Below are 12,332 nucleotides of genomic sequence, written 5' to 3' on the forward strand. Positions count from 1 at the left end.
CACCTAGCTTCGACAGTATTCATTTCAGACTCTCAAAACCTTTATTCTTCGCATGTTTAAACCCCTAGTACGCAATGCAGCGGCGATTATCGTGTTCGTGCAGCTGGCTGTCGCGCCGGTGGCGTGGGCACAGGTCGGCCCCGGCACCCAATGGACTAAAGATGGCTACAGCTATATGCGGGCCCAAGATGATGAAATTGTCCAGCTCGACGCTCGTGACCCTAAGAAGTCGACTACGCTCATCAGCAAACAGTTACTAACGCCACAGGGCCAAACGGCACCGCTAAAAGTGCGCCGCTTTGCTTTCTCCGATGATGGCCGCAAAGTCCTTCTTAGTACGAACACCAAGAAAGTGTGGCGCTACGATACGCGTGGCGACTACTGGGTATTCGACCTAGACAGTAAGAAACTCACCCAGCTAGGCAAAGGGCGACCAGAGTCGTCGTTGATGTTTGCCAAGTTCTCGCCTGATGGCAGCAAAGTGGCTTATGTGAGCGAGCACAACCTTTACGTAGAGACCCTAGCCGATAACCGGATCACGGCTCTCACCTCCGACGGCACCAGCCGCCTCATCAACGGCACGTTCGACTGGGTATACGAGGAAGAACTTGACTGCCGCGACGGTTTCCGCTGGGCGCCTGATGGGCAGAAGCTAGCCTACTGGCAGCTCGACGCCACCAAAACGCGCAACTATCTGATGCTGAACACGACGGATCAGCTCTACCCTTTCACGATTCCGGTCGAGTACCCCGTAGTAGGCGAAGATCCGAGCCGTTGCCGCGTAGGCGTGGTGCCCGTGGCGGGCGGCGCGACCAAGTGGATGGACGTCCCCGGCGACGCCGTGCAGCACTATATTCCGCGCATGGAATGGGCCAGCAACGATGAGCTTATTCTTCAACAGCTCAACCGCCGTCAGAATGAAAGCAAGCTGATGCTGTGCACCGCTAGCAGTGGCACCGTCAAGCCGATTTACAGCGAGACGGACAAGGCTTGGGTGGATGCGAAGGAAGGCGCCGTCGGCTGGAATTGGATTGAGGGCGGCAAGCGCTTTGTGTGGTCGAGTGAGAAGGATGGCTGGCGCCACCTCTATGCCGTCGACCGCAAAGGCAAGGAGCAGCTCTTGACCAAAGGCGACTACGACGTGATTAGCCTGGAGTCGATTGATGAGAAAGGCGGCCAGATCTACTTCATGGCCTCTCCCACGAATGCTACCCAAAAGTACCTCTACCACGTGCCGCTGAAAGGAGGCAAGGCTGAGCGCGTGACCCCGCAGAACTTAGCCGGCTCACACAGCTACGACATCTCGCCCAACGGCAAGCTAGCGCTGCATAATTATTCCAGCAGCTCGGTATTCCCCGTGTCCGATGTGGTGTCGCTGCCCACGCACCAGCGTTTGAGCGGCGGCGAAACACCTGCCCAAGCGCAAAGCATCAAGCTTCCCAAGGTGGAGTTCTTCCAGGTGAAAACGCAAGATGGTGTGACGCTGGATGGTTGGATGGTGAAGCCTACCAATTTCGACCCTAGCAAGAAATATCCCATCGTATTTATGGTGTACGGAGAGCCCGCTAGCCAGACGGTAGTCGACCGCTTCGGAATTAGCAGCAACCGCCTCTACCAGGGCAGCATGGCCGATGACGGCTACATCTACGCTTCGCTGGAAAACCGCGGTGCCCCGGCTCCGCGCGGCCGAGAGTTTCGTAAAGCTATTTACCACAACATTGGGAGCTTAAACATCCGCGACCAGGCCATGGGCGCCAAAGAAGTGCTGAAAAACGCCTTCGTAGACACCAGCCGCGTGGCAGTGTGGGGTTGGAGCGGCGGCGGTTCTTCCACGCTGAACCTGATGTTTCAATACCCACAGATTTACAAAACGGGTATTTCCATCGCTGCTGTCGACAACCAACTGAACTACGATAATATCTACCAGGAGCGCTACATGGGTATAGTGCCTGAAGACAAGCACTTCTTCGTAGACAACTCCCCCTTGGCCCACGCCAAGAACCTGCGTGGCAACCTGCTGCTCGTGCACGGCACCGGCGACGACAACGTGCACTACAACAATGCCGAGCAGATGATCAATGAGCTGGTGCGCAACGGCAAAACCTTCCAGTTGATGTCGTACCCAAACCGCACGCACAGCATCTCGGAGGGCGAAGGTACTAGCCGCCACCTAGCTGCTACCTATACCAAATTCCTGAAGGAAAACTGCCCGCCCGGCGGCCGCTAGTATTTCGCTAGTTTGTCGTTCAGCAAACGACAGAAACAAAAAAGCTCTGGAAGACTTCCAGAGTTTTTTTGTTTCTGTCATTCCGAGCCAAGCGAGGAATCTGGGCCAAACGGCTGCGACCCTACAACTCAGATTCCTCGCTTGGCTCGGAATGACAACGAGAACCTAGCTTTTACTTCTTATTGGTGGCGCGTACAGCTTTTACTTCAGCAGCGGTAACGGCGCTGGCCTTGTTGCCGAAGCTGTTACGCACAAACGTCAGCACGTCGGCAATTTGCTGGTCGTTAAGGAAGTCGTGGGAGGGCATGACGTTATTGTAGGGCTCGCCATCGATATCCACGTCTTGCAAGCCATTGAGCAACACCTTCGCCAGACGGGTTTTATCACCTAGCACGTAGCTCGTTTTGATAAGCGGCGGATTCATGTTCTGGACTCCACCCCCGTCGGCTTGGTGGCAGCTCAGGCAGTACTGGGTGTAGATCTGCTTGCCAGCTGCAATCGACTTCGCTGCTCCGGCAGAGGCAGCAGGGGCCTTGGATTTGGGAGCTGGTTTCTTCTGCGCCGCAAGCGGCAAACTCAGGAAGACGAAAAAGCACAGAATGCTTAACTTCTGCATACCTAGGTGGTTACTTCTTGTTGTAGAAAATGCGGTAAATCGTTCCCTTCGAGTCATCAGTCACATACAGTGAACCGTCGGGGGCTTGCGCTAGACCACAGGGGCGGTGGTCGGCGCGGCCTGAGACAACTTTTTCGGGCGAGCCGGCGAAGTTATCAGCGAATACTTCCCATTTGCCATTGGGCTTGCCGTCCTTGAAGGGTTGGAATACCACAAAATAGCCTGCTTGCGGCTCGGGAGCACGGTTCCAAGAGCCGTGGAAGGCGATGAATGCGCCGTTCTTATAACGCTCCGGGAACATGTTGCCGGTGTAGAACAGCAGACCATTGGGCGCCATGTGCGCCGGGTAAGCCGCCGCGGGGTCAATAAACTTGCTATCGGCCTCTTTCTTACCGTCGCCACCGTACTCGGGCGCTAGCATTTTCTTATTCTGTGTGGGGTCAAAATACAAGTAGGGCCAACCGGCATTGTCGCCCTTCTTCACCGCGTACATGCACTCGGCCGGTAATTGCGCCGACTGCTCCGAAGTGTACATATCGGGAAAAATGTCGTGCAGCTGGTCGCGGCCGTGCTGCATCACAAAGAGCTGGTTGTCTTGTTGATTCCAGTCGAGCCCCACTACGTTGCGCAAACCGGTGGTGTAGCGTGTGCCGTTGCCGTAGGTTTGGTTGAGCTGGTTGGCCTTGAACTGCCAAATGCCGCCTGCCGAATCTAGCACGGGGCAGTTCGGCTGACCAAGGGAGCCTTTCTGCCGGTCACGCTGCTGGCAGGAGTTCGAGTACGCGCCGATGTTCACGTACACATTGCCCGCATTGTCTAGCACAATAGACTTGCTTTCGTGCTGACGCCGGTTGATGAGGCCAGTCACGATCTTCTCAGGTTGACTCGGGTTAGTTACTTCGCCCTTCTCGTTCAGCTTGTAGCGAAATACCTCCTGATCGGAAGAAGTGTACAAGTAACCGTCTTTGTAGTACATGCCGGTACCACCATAGTTGCCAAAGCCGGTTTTTACCTCGGCTTTGCCGCCGCTGGTTGGTTGCAACATCAAAATGCCCTGCCCCGCCTTGTTGACGCGGTTGAGCTTGACATAAATATTACCCTGCGGCGTGATGGTGAGGTGGCGGGGCCTAGCCCCGGTTTCGGCCACTACTAGGGCGCTGAAGCCGGTTGGCAGTTTCAGACCAGCATTATCAGCGTCAGCAACTAGCGTGGGTGGAGCAGTGAGGGCGTAAAGGGACAAGCTTCCGACGAGGGCGGCCGGAAGCAGCAGATAGCGCGTCAAGTTTTTCTTCATGGGTGTAGAACAGTTTTGAGGGCGTTTGGTGGGGTGACAGATAGGTACTTATTCTTTGCGCAAGCTATAGACACGTGATAGTATCCAAAGGTTGGAAACCGAGCGGCTGTTTCCGAATGCAGCGAAGCTACAATTCTTCTCCGCATTGACCTATGTCCATTGGTCGGACGCCTAGGGGGCGTCGTTGCGGGAGTCTGCGCAAGATTGTAGAATCACACGTTTGCGCCTCTGTACGTTACGCGCGAGTTGTTGGCTGAACTACCGGAGCCGCAGTGCTCTGACCTAGCTTTTCAGCCTTAGCTGTTTCGTCGCCAGATAAACCCATCGAGCACGTAGTGCGCCGCTTGGGGCAAGGCTAGCAGCGGCACCAACAAGCTCAGCCACAAGTGATTTTTTACTGCAGGCAACTGCTGAAACCAGCCGAACACCGACGCATGCTCCCGCCATACCAGTCCGTCCCACAAGCCTTCTTCTGCATAGGCCAGCAGGCCTAGCAAGCCCACAAACAGGATAATGCCGTAACGTCCCGTCCACCACGGACGTGGGCCGGCTTTGCGGTCAGCGCCCGGTTGGCTAGTCGTCCAGATCAGGGCCAAGTACGGGATGCCGTGCGACACCACATTGAGCAGGGTAAAAGCCAGGTCACCGTTGTAATACACAATACCGAAGTACCACGACACCAATGTGCCTACTACCAGTAGATTACGCGGTGCGTTAAAAGTACGTTGGCGCTGCCAGGTCTGCGCTTCTTTGCCTAGGTACAGCAGCAAGAGCAAGACGTAAAGCAACGTCGCAAGGTGGCGACCGAGTGGCCAATTGTGTTGTACAAAGTCGCCTTCTACGAACCAGTTGAAATTGCGCGGCGGCGAGAAGTGCCAGTACAGCAGCGGGTAAATAGTGGCGTAGTAGATAATGGCCGTGTCGAGCCAGCGCTGCCGATAGCTAGGTTCGTGACGAGAATAGAGCCGCAGAAAGCCGTATTGCTGCCGGATGAAGTGGAAGACAGCCAAGTACGCCAGCACGCGCCAGAACAGCCACCCGCCCGCGTAGTGCAAGGCTACCCCGGCCAAGTAGCAGCCAAGCGGCACCGCCCAAAATAGAACACGCTGCCGCTGACGGCGCACCGGGTCGAAGTAGGTTCGAAACAAAGTGCTATACACGTGGGCCACATCAATCAGCACTACGAGCCCGAACCACGCCAGCAGCGGCATCTGCGTCGTAGCTCGAAACTGTGCTGGCAGCAGCATGACCACCAGTAACGACAGAAACGGCGGACCCAGCACAAACCACCCATCAAACCAGGCCGAGCGAATCCAAGGCTGCGCCGACGTATGATTCTGTAACCTAGCTGTTGTGGGAGTTAGCAGTGCTTTCATGCGGAAGCCAGGATTTCGCGGGCCGCCCGGATGCCTTGGTAAAAGCCTTCCTCGAAGATGGACATGCCGCTCAGATCCGTGTGGGCGAAGAAGATTCTCTGGCGTAGGGGCTGAGCCGCCGCTAAACGCTCCGAGTGCCACAGAAAGCCGGGCGTAGGTGCAATCATGCCGTGCCCCCACACCCATATCTCGGCTCGTACGACGTGGGATGTAACCCCAGGATGAGCCGTTTCTAGCTCGGCCAGAATACGTTGCAACCACTCGTCGTACGACGTTTGGTACGCGGCGCGGCGGGCTAGGTCAGGCGCTTCGTCGGCCAGCGGCAAGTAGAAGGTGATGACCTTGCGCTGATCGGCCGTCATGGCGAGGTCCTGGTGGTTAGCATTCACGTAACCCACCGACTTGCTGCCGTACAGCACATTATCCCAGCACAGTGGCCGGCCGGGGCCCTGTGGTAAGCCATCCACCGTCAGGTTAGCCACCACCCAAGGCGCGTGATGGCACATAAGCATTTTGGCGTCTGCTACTCCGGCCAATAGTCGCTGGGTAACGAACTGCGGAGTGGCTAGTATCACGTGCTGGGCTTTTAGGCGGATACTCTGCCGGGCGTTTGCATCATACGCCAGCACCTCCACCCCACTCGCAGTTTCGCGAATGGCATAGGCTAGGGTTTGCGGAAGAATATTTTCGGGGCTGACCTGGCGCAGATGGTGCACCAGGAAGCCGTTGCCCTCCGGCCAGGTCAGCACGTCGGAAGAGTTGGCGTTTTGACCGCTGCCCTTGCGGGCGGCGAAGTAATGAATACCCGCCCACGCAGAAGTCGTTGCGGCATTGGAACCGTAATCATCTTTGCAACAATATTCTAAGTACCAGCGCAAGTAGGGCGAGGTGAAACCTTCCCGCGTGAGGTAGTCGCTAAAGGCCAGCTGATCGAGCTGGCGGAAAGCTGCGTCGGCGGAAGAATGGTCGACGGGAATGGCAAAAGCGTCTTTCCCATCATTTCCTTTCGCTTGGCGAAACTGCTCGATCAAGGCAAAGAACCTAGCTATTTGCTGGCGGTCGGCAGCGGGCACCCCTAGCTCCGGCACCAAGCCTATCTGCCAATGCCCTTGAATGTTGAGGCGCTCTTCGGGGTCATGGCAGAGGTGGTATTCATTGTAAATTGGCAAGCCCGTAGCCGCATCGAAGCCCGTAATGGTGCCCGCTTCGTGCAGAAATTCCAGCAGCTCACGGTTACGCGCATCGGGCACGGGCAAGTAGTGCGCCCCCCACGGATACGCCGACACCTCACTGCGCCCCGAAGCTGCATTGCCTCCCACTTGCTCCTCTAGCTCCAGCAGTAACACGTCGTGCACGCCCTGCCGTTGCAGCCAACGCTTCGCCGATAAACCAGCCACGCCCCCACCCACAATAACGACCTCGGCCCGCAACGTGCGGCTAGGTGCCGGCAGCTTTCCCGGCTGCCGCAATAGGTGACCTACTGCATGGTTTGCGCCGTGCAGCTTCCCCTGAATATGCGCCCGCGAGGCTGTTGCTGGTCCGCACGATTCTACTAACAAGCTAGGTCCGAGCATTATGCCGATCAGGCCAGCACTGGCGCGAGTGAGAAAAGCACGGCGGGAAACCTCTCCCCCGAGCCCCGTAAATGGTTGATGCGCATTATTCAAAAGAGAGGGCGAGCTAGCTTTTCGCTTTTTAGATCTAAACACCACAATCAGGTTAGTGCGTGTACGGTCCCCAATCTTCTTCAAAATACCGCACCAGCGCTTGATTATTCAGCTGGTTAACCTCCGTGGGCACTTCCGCCATATCGGGTGGAAAATAGAGCATGTCGTGGATAGTGGCGGGCGTCACGTAGTGTAAGCCGGTCGGCAATGCTCCGTCGCCGCGCCAGTGGCCGTTGCGACCGGCCAGCACGTAGCCCCACTCGCCAAACGAAGGCACGTAGCAGTGGTACGGAATGGTGTGAAAGCCCGCGGCCGCCAATGTGTGCCGCACGCACCAAAATGACTGCCGGGCCACATAGGGTGAGGTGCTTTGCACCACGATCAGTCCGCCGGGAGCGAGCAGCTTATCGAGCTCCCGGTAAAAGGCGGCCGCGTAGAGCTTACCCACGGAGTAGTTGGAAGGGTCAGGAAAGTCTACCACAATGCAGTCGTAGCGAGTGGTATCCTGGCGCACCCATTGGTAAGCGTCGCCATTGATTACCTGCACTTTAGGGTTGAGCAACGACCCTTTGTTTAGCGCCAGCAGCATTTGGTTGTGCTGAAACAGGTGCGTCATGCCGGGATCTAGGTCGACTAGGCGGATGCTTTGCAACTGCTTGTACTTCAATAGTTCGCGCACGGCTAGCCCGTCGCCCCCACCGAGCACCAGCACTTGGCGCGCGTGGGGCAACGCTTGCATCGCGGGGTGCACCAAAGCCTCATGGTAACGGTACTCGTCGGCGGAGCTGAATTGTAGGTTACCATTCAGGAAAAGGCGCAGCTCGCGGTTGTTCTTGCTCAATACAATGCGCTGGTACGGTGTGCTTTTGCTGTAGATAACTTGATCCTGAAAAGCTAGGGTCTCCGTGTAGGTCATGATGCGCTCGGCGTAGGCAAAGCCAACACCTAGCACCAGCAGCGCCATGATAATGACGCCCGTGAACTGACGACGATACGGCCGAGTCTCGCGGAAGCGGTGCAGGGCCACCCCGGCTACAATGACATTCAGCGCCCCAAAAAACAGGGATGTTCGGATGAGACCTAGCTGCGGCACCAGCACCAGCGGGAAGATCAATGAAGCTAGCAGCGCCCCGATGTAATCAAAGGTAAAAACCCTCGACACCAGCTCTTTGAAGGCAAACCGGTCTTCCAGAATCCGCATCAGCAACGGAATTTCCAAGCCCACCAGCACGCCCGTCAGCCCTACCAAGGCATAGAGCATGAGCCGGAATGAGGTGACGTACTCAAACAGCACAAAGAGCAGCGGCGCCGAAAACCCACCGATTAGCCCCACCAATATTTCCAGCCGGATAAACCACTTCAGCAACGGCTCATCCAGATAGCGCGAAAGCCACGAGCCAATCCCCATCGAGAACAGGTATGCCCCGATGATGGTGGAGAACTGCGTGACCGAATCGCCGAGCAGGTAGCTCGCTAGGGTACCGGCAATCAGCTCGTAGATCAGCCCGCACGTAGCGATGACGAACACTGAGCCTAGCAGCAGCCCCGGCAAGTGGTCGGGGGCAGTAGTAGCGCGGCGCGGCGGCGACACAACCGGCTCGTTACCCATGAATGGCCGCGCTGATGATAATAGCCACCGACAACATAAAAGCACCTGCTACGATAGCTAGCGCTGTATTATGCTCGTCAATAATCTCCCGCCAAAGCGTCCGGGGCGTCATTTTCTCCACGATAACAAAACTCACCACCAGGATCAGAATGCCGAGCACTGAATACACGACCGAGGCCGTGATAAGCTTGAAGTTGAGGTATTCCATCGGGAGAGAAGTTTACTTGTGGTAATACGTTCCGTGTCCGGCACGGCCACCGGAGGAGCTGTTGCCGTTGATATTTTCGGTGCTCTCGTTGTCGTCGCCGAGCAGGCGGGTACCGGTTAGGCCAGCCCACACGAAGGTGCCGTAGCCGAGCAGCGCTAGGAAGGCATAGTAGCGAATCGACCAGAGTTGACGAAGGAAGTTCACAAGAGATAATTAAGTTGTTGGACCATAATCACTGTTTTCCCAGCGTTGCTGTTCGTGGTACGAGCGTCGCCAGTATTGAATACCTGGGTAAATTAACAGAGCAAGCAATAGTAATATGGCATTGGAATGCAATGACGATTGTTGGCTGACAGTGAGATAGATAGGCAAATCTAAACCAACTTCCGAGGTTGGATATATGTTTAGATGATAACGGCCAGTGGGAATCTTCCCTAAAGTGGCTTCTTGCTCCTGACTGCCCTCGCTCCAACTTTCCCCACCTTCGTAGCCATGATAGTACTCTAAGGCTTTTGAGAATTCGTAACTCTGACCCGTCTTCTCGTTAATTACTGACACGGGTAGTTCTAACCATTGATTATCTAAAGCGGAGCGCAACTGCACCGAAATAGCTGCCGGACCATCTACCTGAAACGAAGTTGATACAATTACTGCTTCACCTCCTGCTGTAGCCGTTGCAGGCAGCGAAGCATCGAGCCGACTATGAAACTGCTGACTGAGCACTTGGCGTTCGGGCTTGAGTCCTAGCAATAGTAGCTGAGTAGCAACTACTATTAGTGCCAGGAATAGCGTAAAATTCCTTAGAGTGGGCCACGTTTTCTGTCCAGGTGCTGGTTCAATGGCGCCCACTCCTATCGGATCGGGCAATGCATATTTATCCACGCCAAAAGCTAGAGCTACTTGCTCAGCCTTCATGTGCTCTGCTTTATACCAGTCTATGAGTTTGTTTGGTTTGCGTTCCTCGACTAGCATGTAGGGCGCCGCCACAAATTCATGAACACTTAGCTCTTCATCCTCCCGAATATTCCAGTCGAATTCGCCAATCGCGAAGAGTACACGAGGCGAATAACGGTTATAAAGCATGTATGTATCGTCTTCCGCTTCGACATATGCCCGGCGAGAGTCTGCCTGATTGACTTTATAGCTGCGCTCAGCAGGCTTGATGAACATCCAATGACCTTCAAAGACTGATAACTGCGCATAGCTAGCCGTTTTTGAATGAAAAAGCATGTACTCGGCCCAACGTGCGGGTGTGCGGGCTTCTTTGCGCACCATAAAGCCTACTATTCGGTATTCTTCTCCATGCAATACACCCTTAGAACCTAGGGGCAAAGGTGGTCCGATACGGGGTACATCCTGAAACTGATACAGTAATTTAGGTCGGCTTTCACCTTCGTGTTCAAAGAACCAATGACAATGCGGGCAGGCGTAAAAAGAGCTGCCTTGCACATCATAATATGTGATAGTGGTGCCACAATGTGGACATTGTAGTTCAGCCGATGGCGGATTCGTTAGAACTTCACTCATCGAACTACCTCCGTTTTGGTTTGCTCCGTGGCCTCAAAGAAGCGCAGTGTTTCGGCGTATAGCTGGCGCACCGTAGCGGAGTTGTCCTGCTGGAAGTTGGACAAGAACACGTCGAAGGTAGCTAGGCCATGCTCGGGCCAGGTGTGAATGCTCAGGTGCGACTCGGTGAGGCCGACTACCGCCGTGAAGCTGCCGTTCGGAAAAGTGTGGTACACCTCCCCTACCTTAGTTAGGTGCAAGGCAGCAATTTGCTGATCAAAAAACTGCTGGCAAGTGCCAGCATCTAGCAAATGATAAACGGGCGCCGTGAAAGTGGCTAATATGTGTAACCCAGGAGTATAAACGTGCATCAGATAGTAGTTGCGGGCAGCTTAGCAGCTAGCTAGTTAATCTATTTAGGCGCTGTTACTTCCACTTATTGCTTCCAAGATACTAGAGCTAGGTATGCAAGCAAAGCATGCTATATGCTACTAGCAAGGCGACAACTATCAAACCAATAGCAAATCAGAGTTTACTTAGTTTAACTTTACCGTAGCTTGTATAAATCTACCTAGCTGAAGCGCTGCGTATTTCTTTCTCACCTGCGCCTTACAATTTGTTACCTTCGTCACTACTTGCGCTAATCTGTTTTCTAATTTCCCCATGCCCAAAATTCTAATCATCGACGACGAACGGGCCATTCGTAATACTCTGAAGGAGATTCTGGAGTACGAAAGCTACGCTGTGGATCAGGCCGAGGACGGCCCCACGGGCCTGGATATGCTCGTCAAGAATAAGTATGATGTGGTGCTCTGCGACATCAAGATGCCGAAAATGGACGGCCTTGAAGTGCTAGAGCGCGCTCAAACTATATCCCCCGATTCCGCCTTCATCATGGTATCGGCGCACGGCAGCATCGAAACGGCCGTGGATGCCACCAAGAAAGGCGCATTCGATTTCATCCAGAAGCCACCGGACCTGAACCGTTTGCTCATCACTGTGCGCAACGCCCTCGACCGCACCAAGCTGGTAACTGAGACCAAGACGCTCAAGAAGAAGATTGCCAAGAGCTCCGAAATGGTCGGCAACTCGACGGCCCTCGGAGTGGTGCGCAAAGCCATTGAGAAAGTAGCGCCTACCGATGCCCGCGTGCTCATTACGGGTCCGAACGGTGCTGGTAAGGAGATGGTAGCCCGCCAACTGCACGAGCAAAGCAACCGCGCTGGCGGCCCGATGGTAGAGGTTAACTGCGCTGCTATCCCCTCGGAGCTGATCGAAAGCGAGCTATTTGGTCACGAAAAGGGCTCGTTTACGTCGGCGGTAAAACAACGCATCGGCAAGTTCGAGCAAGCGAGCGGTGGCACGCTGTTCCTAGACGAAATAGGCGATATGAGCCTATCGGCCCAGGCCAAAGTGCTGCGTGCCTTGCAGGAAAGCAAAATCACCCGCGTCGGTGGCGAGAAGGAAATATCGGTGGACGTGCGTGTGGTAGCGGCTACAAACAAGAACCTGGTACAGGAAATTGCCGACCGCAATTTCCGCGAGGACTTGTACCACCGCCTGTCGGTTATCCTGATCCAAGTGCCGGCCCTCAACGACCGCCGCGAGGATATTCCGGACCTCGTGCAGAAGTTCTTGAATGACATCGCCCGCGACTACGGCAACAAGCCAAAGAAAGCAGATGCGGCAGCATTGAAGTACCTGCAAAGCCTCAACTGGACCGGTAACATCCGGGAGCTACGCAACGTGGTCGAACGCCTCGTTATCATGAGCGACGACATCATTACCGAAGCCGACGCCAAAGCGTATTCAGGCAAGTAAAATGCTCT

Annotated in this window: 11 protein-coding genes; 2 read left to right on the forward strand and 9 right to left on the reverse strand. The window is 55.1% G+C overall.

Annotated elements, in window-relative coordinates; translation table 11 throughout:
• The first annotated feature begins 52 nt into the window (after window positions 1-52).
• The gene (locus SD425_RS17205; protein WP_324671177.1) at window positions 53-2,227 is read left to right on the forward strand and encodes a S9 family peptidase; all 2,175 of its coding nucleotides are present in this window, start codon (window positions 53-55) and stop codon (window positions 2,225-2,227) included.
• 172 nt (window positions 2,228-2,399) lie between these two features.
• Here SD425_RS17205 and SD425_RS17210 read toward each other — a convergent pair whose 3' ends face one another.
• The 9 genes from SD425_RS17210 to SD425_RS17250 form a co-directional block, all read right to left on the reverse strand.
• The gene (locus SD425_RS17210; RefSeq protein WP_324671178.1) at window positions 2,400-2,843 is read right to left on the reverse strand and encodes a cytochrome c; all 444 of its coding nucleotides are present in this window, start codon (window positions 2,841-2,843) and stop codon (window positions 2,400-2,402) included.
• A 10-nt stretch (window positions 2,844-2,853) separates the two neighbouring features.
• On the reverse strand, window positions 2,854-4,137 hold the full coding sequence (locus SD425_RS17215) for a PQQ-dependent sugar dehydrogenase (protein ID WP_324671179.1): 1,284 nt from the start codon (window positions 4,135-4,137) through the stop codon (window positions 2,854-2,856).
• Window positions 4,138-4,433: 296 nt separating this feature from the next.
• Window positions 4,434-5,513, reverse strand: coding sequence for a hypothetical protein (locus SD425_RS17220; protein WP_324671180.1), 1,080 nt, complete (start codon window positions 5,511-5,513; stop codon window positions 4,434-4,436).
• The gene (locus SD425_RS17225; RefSeq protein ID WP_324671181.1) at window positions 5,510-7,180 is read right to left on the reverse strand and encodes an FAD-dependent oxidoreductase; all 1,671 of its coding nucleotides are present in this window, start codon (window positions 7,178-7,180) and stop codon (window positions 5,510-5,512) included. The genes SD425_RS17220 and SD425_RS17225 overlap by 4 nt, the downstream gene beginning before the upstream one ends.
• A gap of 52 nt (window positions 7,181-7,232) precedes the next feature.
• The gene (locus SD425_RS17230) at window positions 7,233-8,789 is read right to left on the reverse strand and encodes a polyamine aminopropyltransferase (protein ID WP_324671182.1); all 1,557 of its coding nucleotides are present in this window, start codon (window positions 8,787-8,789) and stop codon (window positions 7,233-7,235) included.
• Complete coding sequence (locus SD425_RS17235; RefSeq protein ID WP_324671183.1) at window positions 8,782-8,997, reverse strand: DUF350 domain-containing protein; 216 nt, start codon at window positions 8,995-8,997, stop codon at window positions 8,782-8,784. Before SD425_RS17235 ends, SD425_RS17230 begins: the two co-directional genes overlap by 8 nt.
• A gap of 12 nt (window positions 8,998-9,009) precedes the next feature.
• A complete protein-coding gene (locus tag SD425_RS17240) occupies window positions 9,010-9,201 on the reverse strand; it encodes a hypothetical protein (protein ID WP_324671184.1) in 192 nt (63 codons plus the stop codon).
• Between the two features lie 9 nt (window positions 9,202-9,210).
• The gene (locus tag SD425_RS17245; protein ID WP_324671185.1) at window positions 9,211-10,524 is read right to left on the reverse strand and encodes a DUF4178 domain-containing protein; all 1,314 of its coding nucleotides are present in this window, start codon (window positions 10,522-10,524) and stop codon (window positions 9,211-9,213) included.
• Window positions 10,521-10,874, reverse strand: coding sequence for an S-adenosylmethionine decarboxylase (locus SD425_RS17250; protein ID WP_324671186.1), 354 nt, complete (start codon window positions 10,872-10,874; stop codon window positions 10,521-10,523). Before SD425_RS17250 ends, SD425_RS17245 begins: the two co-directional genes overlap by 4 nt.
• A 292-nt stretch (window positions 10,875-11,166) precedes the next feature.
• Here SD425_RS17250 and SD425_RS17255 point away from each other — a divergent pair, with 292 nt between their 5' ends.
• Entirely contained in the window at window positions 11,167-12,324 is a 1,158-nt protein-coding gene (locus SD425_RS17255) for a sigma-54 dependent transcriptional regulator (RefSeq protein WP_324671187.1), read from the forward strand.
• Window positions 12,325-12,332: the final 8 nt, after the last annotated feature.

Origin of the sequence: Hymenobacter sp. GOD-10R, from assembly GCF_035609205.1 — a bacterium.
In the GTDB taxonomy this organism is placed as follows: Bacteria; Bacteroidota; Bacteroidia; order Cytophagales; family Hymenobacteraceae; genus Hymenobacter.